The sequence below is a fragment of the Bacillus sp. MN7755 genome, from assembly GCF_054771475.1.
The window spans coordinates 496,780-510,505 of sequence record NZ_BTRL01000008.1; the positions used below are offsets into that span (position 1 = coordinate 496,780).

The 13,726-nt window shown below is 34.7% G+C and carries 16 protein-coding genes and 1 riboswitch; of the genes, 13 read left to right on the plus strand and 3 right to left on the minus strand.

From position 1 onward, the window contains the following. Positions 1 to 24: 24 nt before the first annotated feature. On the minus strand, positions 25 to 711 hold the full coding sequence (locus tag ACYVEC_RS09675) for a hypothetical protein (RefSeq protein WP_060630159.1): 687 nt from the start codon (positions 709 to 711) through the stop codon (positions 25 to 27). A 245-nt stretch (positions 712 to 956) separates the two neighbouring features. Then, a riboswitch (FMN riboswitch) is annotated at positions 957 to 1,096 on the plus strand. Between the two features lie 162 nt (positions 1,097 to 1,258). On the opposite strand from ACYVEC_RS09675, the gene ACYVEC_RS09680 reads away from it, so the two are divergent. Beyond that, entirely contained in the window at positions 1,259 to 1,837 is a 579-nt protein-coding gene (locus tag ACYVEC_RS09680) for an ECF transporter S component (protein ID WP_060630160.1), read from the plus strand. 200 nt (positions 1,838 to 2,037) lie between these two features. Here the strand turns inward: ACYVEC_RS09680 and ACYVEC_RS09685 are convergent, their stop codons facing one another. Beyond that, complete coding sequence (locus ACYVEC_RS09685) at positions 2,038 to 2,286, minus strand: ferredoxin (RefSeq protein WP_001151996.1); 249 nt, start codon at positions 2,284 to 2,286, stop codon at positions 2,038 to 2,040. A 280-nt stretch (positions 2,287 to 2,566) separates the two neighbouring features. Here ACYVEC_RS09685 and ACYVEC_RS09690 point away from each other — a divergent pair, with 280 nt between their 5' ends. The 12 genes from ACYVEC_RS09690 to ACYVEC_RS09745 all read left to right on the plus strand — a co-directional run bounded on the left by ACYVEC_RS09690 (position 2,567) and on the right by ACYVEC_RS09745 (position 12,582). Next, complete coding sequence (locus ACYVEC_RS09690) at positions 2,567 to 3,628, plus strand: YpbB family protein (RefSeq protein ID WP_063224174.1); 1,062 nt, start codon at positions 2,567 to 2,569, stop codon at positions 3,626 to 3,628. Beyond that, positions 3,618 to 5,147 carry a RecQ family ATP-dependent DNA helicase gene (locus tag ACYVEC_RS09695; RefSeq protein ID WP_063224173.1) on the plus strand — a complete coding sequence of 510 codons (1,530 nt, stop codon included), beginning with the start codon at positions 3,618 to 3,620 and terminating at the stop codon, positions 5,145 to 5,147. Before ACYVEC_RS09690 ends, ACYVEC_RS09695 begins: the two co-directional genes overlap by 11 nt. Beyond that, the gene (locus ACYVEC_RS09700; RefSeq protein WP_061677819.1) at positions 5,147 to 5,710 is read left to right on the plus strand and encodes a CPBP family intramembrane glutamic endopeptidase; all 564 of its coding nucleotides are present in this window, start codon (positions 5,147 to 5,149) and stop codon (positions 5,708 to 5,710) included. The genes ACYVEC_RS09695 and ACYVEC_RS09700 overlap by 1 nt, the downstream gene beginning before the upstream one ends. Positions 5,711 to 5,732: 22 nt before the next feature. Then, entirely contained in the window at positions 5,733 to 6,212 is a 480-nt protein-coding gene (locus tag ACYVEC_RS09705; RefSeq protein WP_063224172.1) for a LysM peptidoglycan-binding domain-containing protein, read from the plus strand. Between the two features lie 58 nt (positions 6,213 to 6,270). Beyond that, positions 6,271 to 7,047, plus strand: a complete 777-nt coding sequence (locus tag ACYVEC_RS09710) for a metallophosphoesterase (protein WP_060630165.1) — start codon at positions 6,271 to 6,273, stop codon at positions 7,045 to 7,047. Then, entirely contained in the window at positions 7,047 to 7,922 is an 876-nt protein-coding gene (locus ACYVEC_RS09715) for a MerR family transcriptional regulator (RefSeq protein ID WP_063224171.1), read from the plus strand. The genes ACYVEC_RS09710 and ACYVEC_RS09715 overlap by 1 nt, the downstream gene beginning before the upstream one ends. A 77-nt stretch (positions 7,923 to 7,999) precedes the next feature. Then, positions 8,000 to 8,608, plus strand: coding sequence for a genetic competence negative regulator (locus tag ACYVEC_RS09720; RefSeq protein ID WP_060630167.1), 609 nt, complete (start codon positions 8,000 to 8,002; stop codon positions 8,606 to 8,608). Between the two features lie 368 nt (positions 8,609 to 8,976). Continuing rightward, complete coding sequence (gudB, locus tag ACYVEC_RS09725) at positions 8,977 to 10,263, plus strand: NAD-specific glutamate dehydrogenase (RefSeq protein ID WP_000225171.1); 1,287 nt, start codon at positions 8,977 to 8,979, stop codon at positions 10,261 to 10,263. An 80-nt stretch (positions 10,264 to 10,343) separates the two neighbouring features. Further along, positions 10,344 to 10,553, plus strand: a complete 210-nt coding sequence (locus tag ACYVEC_RS09730; protein WP_063224170.1) for a hypothetical protein — start codon at positions 10,344 to 10,346, stop codon at positions 10,551 to 10,553. 93 nt (positions 10,554 to 10,646) lie between these two features. After that, positions 10,647 to 10,883: a DUF3961 domain-containing protein gene (locus tag ACYVEC_RS09735; protein ID WP_001983018.1), complete on the plus strand. Its 237-nt coding sequence runs from the start codon at positions 10,647 to 10,649 to the stop codon at positions 10,881 to 10,883. 79 nt (positions 10,884 to 10,962) lie between these two features. Beyond that, the gene (locus tag ACYVEC_RS09740; RefSeq protein WP_001240646.1) at positions 10,963 to 11,493 is read left to right on the plus strand and encodes a peptidoglycan recognition protein family protein; all 531 of its coding nucleotides are present in this window, start codon (positions 10,963 to 10,965) and stop codon (positions 11,491 to 11,493) included. A gap of 108 nt (positions 11,494 to 11,601) precedes the next feature. Then, positions 11,602 to 12,582, plus strand: a complete 981-nt coding sequence (locus tag ACYVEC_RS09745) for a YpdA family putative bacillithiol disulfide reductase (RefSeq protein WP_063224169.1) — start codon at positions 11,602 to 11,604, stop codon at positions 12,580 to 12,582. 37 nt (positions 12,583 to 12,619) lie between these two features. Here the strand turns inward: ACYVEC_RS09745 and ansA are convergent, their stop codons facing one another. Then, positions 12,620 to 13,594, minus strand: coding sequence for an asparaginase (gene ansA / locus ACYVEC_RS09750; protein WP_080468634.1), 975 nt, complete (start codon positions 13,592 to 13,594; stop codon positions 12,620 to 12,622). Positions 13,595 to 13,726 lie beyond the last annotated feature (132 nt).

Genomic DNA, 13,726 nt, shown 5'->3' on the forward strand with positions numbered 1-13,726 from the left:
GAGCTAGTTTAACTAGCTCTTTTTTTACCAAAAAATAAAGACACATATAAATCCAGAAATAGCTAAGTAGCTATATAAGTAAAATACTTTTGTTCTGGTTTTTTCGTTTGTTCGAAAAAGTACAATAGTCGGTTCAATTAAACCGATTGTCAAACAAAGTAGACCAAGGAGCATACAACCAATTGAAATGGAGTACAGGGCGATTTGTGGTGCTTGAAATGGAATCATCCATTTTAATAAAAATGCAATAAGTGCAGTGTAGCAAATGCTGCCAATGTATTTATTCAACGGTGCATTAGAACGGAAACCTGGAAGCTTTTTTAAGAAAGAGCGGGAAACAACTTCAGTTTGTAAAGATGTATGCTCTTCGATTATTTTTTGAGCTTCTTTTCCTTTTTGGAAAAGGGATAATATCCAGTTTCGCTTCCCTTGAAAAATAAATTGAGAAGTTGTTAAATAATGATCCACCTTCACTTTATTCCAACTTTTCCACGGATGACGCTCACACAATTTTAATTTACTCTCTGTTTTTTTATCATACTGATAAATACTGATGCCATCTTCGTCGAAAGTAGCATAGTATGTCTCGCTTGAGAATGTGCCTAAATCAATTGGACAGTAGAAAAGTAATTCTTTTTTTAAGTAAAAGTATTCTTTTCTTAAGTTTTTTTTCATTGTTTCTCGAATAGAGTGTCTCTTTTCTTTCTTCATGACATTTCCTCCATAATCCAGAAAATGTTCTTATCTTAACAATTCAACATCTTATCACTTTTAATTATATATGACTAGGGGATTTATAGGAGAAATGCCGAATGCTAAAAAATATGGGGTGTATTGTAAAATATAATGAATGGTTTTGATTATGTAAAATTAATAACTTATTTTTAATAAGTTACGATTTTTTTGTTCACAATCCAATCATGTTGTTGTATAATGAAGTGGAAAATAGAATATCGGTCTATCTTCGGGGCAGGGTGAAAATCCCGACCGGCGGTGATGAACTATATGTGATTTTGTTCTAAGCCCGCGAGCCGTTAAGGCAGGATTTGGTGTGATTCCAAAGCCGACAGTATAGTCTGGATGGGAGAAGATGGAGGTTCAAGCGTTCAAAAAAGATATGGATTTGAACGTCTGTTTGATGTGCCTTAAATTCTCCCTTTGTGTAAAACACAAAGGGTTTTTTCGTTCTATGAAAAAGTAGGCATAGCAGAACCTTTCCACTTTCCATGAGATGATCGATGGAAAAGGAGAGAGAAAGATGAAACAAAAAAACAGTGTAGTGCAGATGGTGAGTGTAGCGATGCTAAGTAGTATTGCATATTTACTGATGATGTTGGATTTCCCGTTCCCAGGGCTTCCGCCATTCTTAAAAATCGATTTCAGTGATGTACCGGCTCTAATTGCAGCGATTATCTTCGGACCAATTGCGGGAGTAATTGTAGAGGCGATAAAGAATATTTTACATTACGGGATTCAAGGAAGTTTAACGGGAGTACCAGTTGGAGAAATAGCTAACTTTATTGCAGGATGTTTATTTATTGGACCAGCAGCTTTCTTATTTAGGAAGTATCGTACTGTTAAGAGTTTAACGACAGGATTAATGCTAGGGACAATTACAATGGCGCTTATTATGAGTGTATTAAATTACATCATCATATTCCCAGCTTACACTTGGTTTTTAAATTCGCCAGCTATGTCTAGTGAGGCTATAAGAACAACGGTTGTAACGGCAATCTTACCGTTTAATTTGATTAAAGGGATTGTTGTGACAATTGTATTTGTAGCGTTATTCTCACGCCTGAAAGTATGGATGTTTGCAAAAATGAAAAATGCATAAAATATAAAGTGAAACTTCAATCAGTGGGGGTGTTCATCCCCCACTGATTATTAGCCCTCACCAATCGGGCTGCCCGGCAAATAGCGAGGCAAAAAAACCATTAGTAGTATGGAACTACTAATGGTTTTTTTTATAAGTATCATGAAAACAAAAAATGTCCCTCATATTAATGAGGGACATTTTTTGAAGTTAATAAAAGACTATTCGAATTTTAAAGCATCGCCGTCAAATGATTCGTCAGCAACTTTAATTGAGTCAGTTGGACAACCTTCGAATGCATCCATCATATCTTCAAGTAATACATCTGGAATCTCAACGATACCTTGGTTATCGTCTAATGTTACGAATGCAATACCTTCATCATCATAGTCATAAATGTCTGGTGCAGCAGCGCCACAAGCACCACATGCAATACAAGTATCTTTATCAACGATTGTATATTTTGCCATCTTTTTTCCCTCCTGATAATATGTATGTGAAAAGCTCGCCATAAAAATTATAACCTTATTGTAAAACGGTTTTTAAAACTTTTCAACATAAAATTATAATGATAATGCTTATCAATTAGGGTGTCAACTAATTTTTGCATTATGTCATAAGATTTTCAAAATACGTAAATGTTATTTCGTTTGGTACAATAGAATATATACAAGTATATAGTGCCGATATGATAAGTTAGTGTAATTATACCAAAAAGCAATTAAGTTAGATTGAAAGGTGGAAGCGGTAATGCAACTACAATATACTTTATTGTATTGTTTAAAACAATTGAATGGTGAAAGGACCGTTTCTTCTATTTATTATTTATTAAAGGGAAAACGATCTTCGCAAACATTACAAGATGGAAATATGTTCCGAATTTCTTTTTTGTTTGGGATATATAAATCATTAAATAGAATTGAATATGATCGTGAAGTTGCAAAGTTGTTGCAAGCAGATTTGATTCAAGAAATACATGAGAATACATATTTGTTAACACCTAAAGGTAAAATGCAGTTGCATACATGGGAGGGAGTGTATGCTTTTCCAGCGCATTTACATGGTTTGCACTATGGTGAATTAGGTGAAACATTTTGGAAAAGATTATCTTTAATTATTCAAACTATATCTAATTTACAACAGAATAATACGAAATTTATTCCTATTCAACAAGATACAGAAATAATGATGTGGGTGAAACGCTTTTTAACAGGTATGCCGTATAGGCGAAATGAATTGGCTAAAAGATTATGGAAAGAAATACATAATCTTTTAGGGAAATGTGATGTGGTAGAAGCGACGATTGTAACATATAGATTAACAGGATATGAACGTATCGGTTGTACATTGCAGCAGTTAGCGGAAATTACGAAACAAGATATATTTAGGGTGTACTTTTTATTTTGGGGTGCAATTCATTTCCTCATACAAGAAGTTCGCGATAAAGAAAATGAATTTCCGTTATTAGCTGAGATTATCTCTTATCCGAATGAGAGAGCTGAATTATTTAGTTTATCAACGAAAAAAACATATAATTTTTGGAGGCAAGGGCGCTCATTAGAAGAAATAGCGACAATTAGAAATCTAAAGGTTGCAACGATAGAAGATCATTTTGTTGAAATTGCTTTGAGAGAAAGAGATTTTTCTATCGAGATGTTTATGAAAAAAGACAAAATAGATAAAGTAACAGAAGTAATTGATGCATTACAAACACGTAAGTTGCGTGAGTTGAAACAAGCGGTTGGAGAGGATATCTCTTATTTTGAAGTTCGTCTTGTATTGGCGCGGATGGAGGGTATAAATGAAACTTGAGGAATATTTATATAGGTGGTTTGGATATTCTGAATTTCGTCCAGGTCAAAAAGGGGTAATTACAGATTTATTGGAAGGAAAAGATGTCATAGCGATGCTTCCGACGGGAAGAGGGAAGTCTATGTGTTATCAACTTCCAGGGCTAATGCAAGAAGGGACAGTACTTGTTGTATCACCATTATTATCTTTGATGGAAGATCAGGTTACACAATTAAAATATGTTGTGAAAAACCGAGTGATAGCATTTAATAGTTTTCGGACATTACATGAAAAAAGAGAAGCGATGAAAAGATTAGCTTCATATAAATTTATTTTTGTTTCACCAGAGATGTTGCAGTCGGAATTGTTAATAAGAGAATTGAAGAAAGTTCATATTTCATTATTTGTTGTGGATGAAGCTCATTGTATTTCGCAATGGGGTTATGATTTTAGACCAGATTATAAAAAACTAAATGTAGTCATTGAGAATATCGGGTCTCCTACAGTGCTAGCATTAACGGCAACAGCGACGAAAGATGTACTCCGAGATATAGCAGAGAGTTTAAATTTGGAGAATGTGACGCAGCATGTATACTCTATTGATCGTCCAAATATTGCAATGGAAGTACAATTTGTTACGACGATAGAAGAGAAGAAAGAAGCGCTTTTGGAACAGGTAATGTATTTACAAGGCCCAGGGATTGTATATTGTTCAAGCCGAGCGTGGACAGAACGTTTAACGGAATATTTAAGAGGAAAAGGCGTTACTGGTGTCGCTTTCTATCATGGTGGTATGGAACATGAAGAGCGTATGTTAATTCAACAGCAGTTTATGAATGACCAGTTGCAGCTTGTAATATGTACAAGTGCTTTTGGTATGGGAGTAAATAAGTCGAATACGAGATATATTATTCATTTCCATTACCCGACTAATATCGCTTCTTATTTACAAGAAATCGGAAGAGCGGGAAGAGATGGTGAACCGAGTATAGCTATCTTACTATGTAGTCCGTTAGATCACGATTTACCAATTTCAATAATTGAAGATGAATTGCCAAGTCAGTCACAAATACAATTTTTATTTTCTTTATTGCAAGAAAGAATGTTTCAAACGAAAGAATTACCAATAGAAGAGGTAGAAGAAATTTGTTATAATGCAGCAAGATTTAATGAACAATATTGGCGTTTCATCCGCTATCATCTTGAACAGCTTGGAATCATACAACAGCGAAAATTAATATTAGAGAGCTTGTCAGATGAAATTATGAACAGATTAATAGCTGAAGTAGAAATAAGGCTACGTAATAAATATAGTGAGCTAGAAAACATGAAATCATGGATACAAGTGAAAGGATGTAGACGTGAATATTTGCTGCAACAGTTCGGTTATAGAAAAGAGGGCGAGTTAAAGAATTGCTGCGACTATTGTCATATTACAAAAACAGATTATAAAAAAAGACAAGCGCAACAATCGGATTTCGACTATAATTGGGAAACAGAGTTACAAAAGCTTTTCGGTCTAGAAAAGATGGGGGAATGATGAACATTCAAAGGCATAATATTGAAGATATGAGTCCGAAAGAAATAAGGCTGAATCTGTATATTACACAGTTCATTATTATCGGTATTGGTTGTTTACTAGCATATATACTATTCCGAGATATAAAATCGGTGTATAGTCTGTGGAAATGGGAACCGGTGTCTATACTTATAATAGGTGGCTTGTTAGCGATTGGTATTGTGTTATTAGATTATGTTGCAATGCGAGTATTTCCAGAGTCTTGGTTTGATGATGGTGGTATTAACGATAGGATGTTTCAAGGGATGTCAGTTATGCATCTACTCGTTATTACGTTCATTATCGGCTTTGCAGAAGAATTTTTATTTAGAGGTGTAGTGCAGACGCACTTTGGAATTGTAATAGCGAGTTTAGTATTTGCAGTGTTACATATTCGGTATATAAAAAAGCCATTTTTGTTTTGTTTCGTCTGTTTCATTAGTTTTGTCTTTGGTTATGTATTTGAATGGACAGGAAATTTGTTTATAACAATCTTTGCACACTTTCTTGTTGATTTTATAATGGGACTCCAATTAAGAAAATAAATGGAAGGTGGTGGTGAACAACATGAGAAAACGAATTCCTGATTTTGAAGAGGAATTAGAAGTTGAGCGAGTGGAAGAAAAAGAAGGTTTACCGCCGCGTAGTGAAATTCATAGAAATAAAGAGAAAAAACAAAAGTTTAAAATGAATCATATTTTCGTCCGAGTTTTAACATTTCTATTCATATTACTACCAATTAGTATCTTATGGTATACAGATAAATATATTCAGGTGAAAAGCGATGGTAATAACGCTGGAAAAAGTGCATTTGAGGTCATTTTCTTTGATTCAGCTAAATCTGAGTCCGAGGCACCATCTGAGAAAGTCGTCACGCATACGGTGAAAGAGGGAGAAACTTTAGAAAGTATAGCAAAGCAATATTTTTCAGATGAAACTGGGATCGAAGTGATTAAAAAGTATAATGATTTACAAGGAAATGAAGTGAATGTAGGTCAAGAATTAAAAATTCCAATAAAAGATAAGTCCACAAAGCAAGAGAGTTAGTGGAATACTTACTATAAAAACTGAGGATTATCTTTATAAGGAGGGGAGTAAAAAATATATGATATGGATTATCTTATTAAGTACTCTCATATGTATTGGTATTATATTTCTTCTTGTAATGTATACAGAAGCAATGCGTGATACGGTGCTAGAACATACTTTAACATTTGAAGAATTTCCGAAAAGTTTTCAAAAAGTAAATGTATTTTTTATATCTGATATTCATAGAAGGATCATTTCAAATTCGTTAATTGAACAAGTAAAAGGAAGAGTAGATCTTGTAATTATTGGTGGTGATTTAGCGGAAAGAGGTGTCCCTTTATCAAAAATCTCTGCAAATATACAAAAGTTAAGAACGATAGCTCCTGTATATTTTGTATGGGGAAATAATGATTATGAGATTGAATATCACGAGTTAGATGCTTTGTTATTAGAAAATAATGTGAAAGTTTTAGATAATACAAGAGTTGTATTTGAGTCTGAATTAGGAGAGAAAATTTGTTTACTCGGTGTAGATGATGTTGGTTTGGAACGTGATCGTTTAGATTTAGCGTTGGCTGATTGTAAAGAAGATGGTTTTCGCATATTAATTAGCCACAACCCTGATATAATAAATAAAATGTCTGGAAAAGAACAAATTTCACTTGTGTTAAGTGGACATACACATGGAGGGCAAATCCGATTATTCCCATCTAAAAAATATTTAAAAGGTGGTGTATATAAGCATTCAAATGTGACTCTTTTTGTTAGTAATGGGTATGGAACAACGTTGATTCCACTTCGCTTCCGAGCACCTGCTCAAACACATATTATTACGTTATGCGGAGGGAGATAATGCCAACTCTAAACGGAAAATATAACATAAAAGCTGTTTCGAATATAATTGGAATTCAGCCGAGCACACTTCGTGCATGGGAAAGACGATATCAAATGATTGCCCCAAAGCGGAATCATGCGGGGCATCGATTATATACAGAAGAGCATATTCAAATTTTGAAATGGTTAATGGACAAGGTTTCTTCCGGCATGATGATTGGACAAGCAGTTCAATTATTAGAAGGGAATCGTTTGCAAAGTAATGTTCAAAATGAAATACATTACGATAGAGAAGTTGTTTTAGTGGACGATTTACTACAAGCTTTGTTAAAATTTGATGAAATTACAACTTCTGCATTGTTAAACGAGGCTTTTAGTATTTATGCCACAGAAAAAGTTATCGCAAATATTGTTCTTCAAGTGTCAAATAAATTGTTAATGTTAAAAAAAAATAATGAAGTTACAATGGTGCAATTCCAATATGTCGTATCATTTTTACAAACGCGTCTAGGGATGGTGTATCATAATGCATCATCGTTTTCTTCTATACACAAAGTTGTCGTGTTAGAAAGTAATATGTTGAGAGGGTTTGTTTTCTCAACGTATTTACGATTAAAAGGATATGAGGTGATATATATTAGGGTAAGCTTAGCGGAAGATAGTATTTCGTTAGCTGTTGAGCAAATAAGACCTAAATATGTAGTAATCTCTTTTGATGACGGACGAGAACTTAAGAACGCAATGAACTACGTGAATGTGTTGCAAGAAAAAAATGAGAACCTTTCTGTTGGGGTTATAGGAGAAATAGGTGCTCGAGATCAGTTGAACATTCAAACAAGCCTAATTGGTGATACGAAAGAAGAATGGGATGATTGGTTAAAAATGTTAGAATAGTTGTTCGAAAAGAACCATCTATTTTCTATTTCATATAATAAAAATTATATTCATTGGTTGCGTAGGGAGGGTATGAGATGAGGCTGGAACGATTAAATTACAATAAGATAAAAATTTTCTTAACATTTGATGATTTAACTGAGCGAGGATTAACGAAAGAAGATTTGTGGAGAAATGCACCGAAAGTACAGCAATTATTTCGTGATATGATGCAAGAAGCAAATAAAGAATTAGGATTTGAAGCGGATGGTCCGATTGCAGTTGAAGTATTTTCTCTACAAGCGCAAGGAATGGTCGTAATTGTAACGAAAGAACATCAAGAAGCGGATACAGATGATGAGTTCCGTGACGAGTTTATTGAAATGCAAGTGACTTTAGATGAAAGTGAGCATATCCTTTATGAGTTTGCTACACTAGATGACGTAATTAACCTGTCGAATCGTTTATATAACCTTGATGTAACTGGCGGGAAATTATATACGTGGGATGGGCGTTTCTATCTTTGGATGGAAGAAGAGGAGCAAATACAATTGCTGAAGGCAGATTTTATAGCTATTTTAGCGGAATATGGTAATCCGTCTACAGCAACTATTTATCGTCTAATGGAGTATGGTAAAGAATTAATGTCTTCTCAAGCAATTGAACAAATACACAATTACTTTGTGAAAAAACAAAACCTTAGCTAATATAACATAGCTAAGGTTTTGTTTTTTTTTTTTGTTTTTTTTTGTTTGGAAAACTTAAAATATTGATTTGGAAATTTTAAAACGATCCACGGTATAGAGGGAATCATAAATATTTGGGCATTCTTTATTGTACTTAAATATATATCTTTTCAAGGTATTGCATTTAAGTAAAATGAAAAATATTTAAATATTTAAGTATTTTACTTTTCTAAAAGCAATAAAAGGACTATAATAATAGTGAAAACGCTTGCAACATAAAATAGTTTGTATATATTTGTTAGCGTTTTCTATTGCATTCCAAATTTAACGGTGTATACTAGGCAATGAAGGTTTACTAAACAAGTGAAATTACAGGGGGTTTACTTACTATGGTAGCCGAAAAGGGAACTCAAACAAAAACACAACAACAAAGGGAACAACATTTTGAACTATTGAATTCGACACAAATTGTTATTAGTGAAGCATTAGAAAAATTGGGTTATCCAAACGAAGTATATGAATTATTAAAAGAACCAATTCGTATGATGACAGTGAAAATACCAGTTCGTATGGATGACGGGACTGTTAAAATATTTACAGGATATCGTGCACAACATAATGATGCTGTTGGTCCAACGAAAGGTGGAATTCGCTTCCATCCGAATGTAACAGAAAATGAAGTGAAAGCACTTTCAATTTGGATGAGTTTAAAATGTGGTATTGTTGATTTACCATATGGCGGAGGTAAAGGTGGAATTATCTGTGACCCACGTGAAATGTCATTCCGTGAGTTAGAAAGATTAAGCCGCGGTTATGTACGAGCAATTAGCCAAATCGTAGGACCGACGAAAGATATTCCAGCTCCAGATGTATTCACAAACTCTCAAATTATGGCATGGATGATGGATGAGTATAGCCGTATTGATGAATTTAATTCACCAGGATTTATTACAGGTAAGCCACTTGTATTAGGTGGATCACATGGACGTGAAACAGCAACGGCGAAAGGTGTTACAATTTGTATTCGCGAAGCTGCAAAAAAACGCGACATTGATATTAAAGGTGCGCGCGTTGTTGTTCAAGGATTCGGTAATGCTGGTAGTTTCTTAGCTAAATTTATGCATGATGCAGGTGCGAAAGTTATTGCAATCTCAGATGCTTACGGTGCGTTGCATGATCCAAACGGATTAGATATTGATTATTTATTAGACCGTCGTGATAGCTTCGGTACAGTAACAAAATTATTTAATAATACAATTTCAAATAAAGAATTGTTAGAACTTGATTGCGATATTTTAGTTCCAGCTGCAATTGAGAACCAAATTACAGAAGAAAATGCTAATAATATTAAAGCGAAAATCGTTGTTGAAGCTGCAAACGGTCCAACAACATTAGAAGCAACTAAAATCTTAACAGATCGCGGAATTTTACTTGTTCCAGACGTATTAGCAAGTGCTGGTGGTGTAACAGTATCTTACTTTGAGTGGGTACAAAATAACCAAGGTTACTACTGGACTGAAGAAGAAGTAGAACAACGTTTAGAAAAAGTAATGGTAAGATCATTTGATTCTATTTATGAAACAGCACAAGTTCGTAAAGTGAACATGCGCTTAGCAGCGTACATGGTCGGTGTTCGTAAAATGGCTGAAGCAAGTCGCTTCAGAGGTTGGGTATAATATTATAGCGTGAGAAAACGTGATTCCTTTCGAAGGAATCACGTTTTTTTTTGTTGAAGTATTAAATTGAGGTGTTGTATATGGAAAATAAAATAATGGAACGAGTAGAACAATTAGAAGAAAAGGTTAAGAGGTTAGAGGGAGAGCTCGCAAGAACGATGAAAGCCCCAAAAACAAGTATCGTTCGGGTGTTCGGGGAAGGGCTACTGTTTTTAATATTTGGTTTGGTTGTAGTAGGACCGATTATCGCCGTTGTAATCTCAATTCTTACTTGGCTTGCTGAAAAATAAAATAAAAAATAAAAAGAACGCTTGTTCTACACGAACAAACGTGCTATACTCTCCTTAGATAAACAAAACGGAAATGATTTTAAGGAGAGATAAATGATGAAAATGACAGTAGACCAAAGATTTATGATGCCAGCGGATGTTGTAGAACGAGTGGAAGTATTACGAAACAAGCAAAGTAAGCGTGGCACATTATTACAATCAGTAAATAAATTTTTCGGTTTAGATACGAAAGAAGATTGTGTTTGGTTTTACGGTTTTTATGGAGTGGCTGTAAGTATTTTATTATTTATGGTGTTCACATCAAATATTTTCGATTTTCTCTTCGCGTAAGAAATATGCGATAAGGACATTGCTACCGAATACATATATAAGGAAGTAAGGTAATCTTCTGAAGCGGGAGTTGGTAGTAATGGCGATGTTTCCTATAGAGCGTAATTATATTGGATATGGAAGTTCACGACCGGGAATTCCTCTCTCTAAAGTAAGGTTTATTGTAAGTCATGATACGGGGAATCCTGGTAGCAATGCGATAGGGAATCGGGATTATTTTAATGAGATACAACCGAAAGCCTCGGCACATACATTTATAGATGACAAAACAATATTAGAAATTATTCCTATAAGTGAAGTTGCTTATCATGTTCGATATGGTGTGCCGACAGATAATGACTTATATGGTTATGATGCAAATAAGGCTGCTATTGGAGTGGAACTTTGTTATGGCGGTGATGTTAACTTTTGGGAAGCATATACACGTTTTACGTGGTATCATGCGTATTTATGTCAAAACTTCGGCTTGAATCCGAAAAAAGATATCGTATCACATAAAACACTTGACCCAGCTAGAAAGATTGATCCTGAAAATGTATTAGGGAAACAAGGTATTAAATTTCAGCAGTTTTTAGCAGATGTCTATCGGATGTACGTTTCGTTTAGATGACAAATATATGAAAAATGAATACAATAAAGATAGGTGCCTACTGCTGTAAGTAGGTTTTTTCTTGTTTTTATAAATAGTGCAGAGGTAGAAGACTAGGAGTGGACGAGTATGCAGAAAGAAACAGTTATTATAATCGGAGGCGGTCCGTGCGGATTAGCAGCAGCAATTTCATTGCAAAAGGTAGGGATAAATCCGTTAGTAATTGAAAAAGGAAACATTGTAAATGCCATTTATAATTATCCAACTCATCAAACATTTTTCTCTTCTAGTGAAAAATTAGAAATTGGTGAAGTAGCTTTTATTACAGAAAACCGTAAGCCAGTTCGAAATCAAGCGCTTGCGTATTATCGTGAAGTAGTAAAGCGTAAATCTGTACGTGTAAATGCTTTTGAACGAGTAGAGAAAGTTCAAAAAGATGGAGAAGTCTTTAAGGTTGAGACGACAAAACGTGACGGAAGTAAAGAAATGTATATAGCGAAATACGTTGTTGTAGCAACTGGATATTATGACAATCCAAATTATATGAATGTTCCAGGTGAGGAACTGAAGAAAGTAGCTCACTATTTTAAAGAGGGGCATCCTTATTTTGACCGAGATGTAGTAGTTATAGGTGGGAAAAACTCGAGTGTAGATGCCGCGTTAGAACTTGTTAAAGCGGGTGCGCGTGTAACGGTACTATATCGCGGAAGTGAGTATTCAACAAGCATAAAGCCGTGGATTTTGCCGGAGTTTGAGGCATTAGTACGAAACGGCACAATTCAAATGCATTTCGGGGCTCATGTGAAAGAAATTACTGAACATACATTAACGTATACAGTTGATGGCGAGGAAAAAACAATCCAAAATGATTTTGTATTTGCGATGACTGGTTACCACCCTAATCATAGTTTCTTAACGAATATGGGTGTTCGGATTGATGAAGAAACAGGGCGTCCAATTCATGCAGAGGATACAATGGAAACGAACGCTGAAAATATTTTCATTGCAGGTGTAATTGCTGCTGGAAATAATGCGAATGAAATATTTATCGAGAACGGTAGATTTCATGGAAATGCGATTGCGCAAACCATTGTAACAAGAGAAATGTAAAAAGAAGCTGTCGAAATAAACTTCGACAGCTTCTTTTTTAATTGTGCATAAACATATTTTGGATTGCTTCATGAGAAGTTGTATTCTCTAATGCAACTAATAATTTAATACGTGCTTTTTGAGCATTTAAACCGTATGTGAATACAATACCCATATCTTTTAATTGTTTGCCGCCGCCTTCATATGAGTATACATCTTGAACGATACCGTTGAAACAGCGGGAAACTAATACGACAGGAATTCCTTTGTTTATTAATCGTTCTAGACTAGGAAGTGTTCTTGGAGGTAAATTACCTTGTCCAAGTGCTTCGATAACAATCCCGTCTACTGGAAGGGTTTCAATGGCTGCTAATAATGTATCGTCCATACCCGCGTATGCTTTTAGAACGACTACGTTTTTAGAAACCTTATTTACGGAATATGTTTCGTGATGTACTAAAGCATGGTGGAATACAACACCACGTTTTGTTACCATACCAATTGGTCCATACTGTGGACTTTGGAATGTTGCTACATTACTTGTATGTGTTTTCGTTACATTTGTAGCGCAATGAATTTCGTCGTTTAATACGACTAGAACACCCTTTTCTGCAGCTTCACTACTGCTAGCGACTTTTACAGCTGATAAGAAGTTATATAGACCATCAGCACCTAATTCATTGCTAGAACGCATTGCGCCAGTCACGACGATCGGAATAGTTGCTTGTACTGTTAAATCTAGGAAATAGGCTGTTTCTTCTAATGTATCCGTACCATGCGTAATGACTACGCCATGAATGTTTTCTTGTTTTACTCTTTCATCAATGATGACTTGTAATTGTAACATTTCGCTCGGTGTCATATGAGGAGATGGTAGATGGAACACATCTTCAACGATTAAATCAACATCGCCTTCTAAATCAGGAATAAATTTTAAAAGAGGATTTTTTTCACCTGGTTGTACGACTCCAGTTTCTTTATCTTCCTCCATTGCAATTGTTCCACCTGTGTGTAAAACTAGGATTCTTTTCAATGCTTATACCCCTTTCAAGTTGAAAAATACATTTAGAACATAACATGTTTTGAGTAAATTCGACAATGGAAATGTATAAAAGTATGCCTCGAAAATGACAATAAAATTAACTGCTATATATATGATGTATAA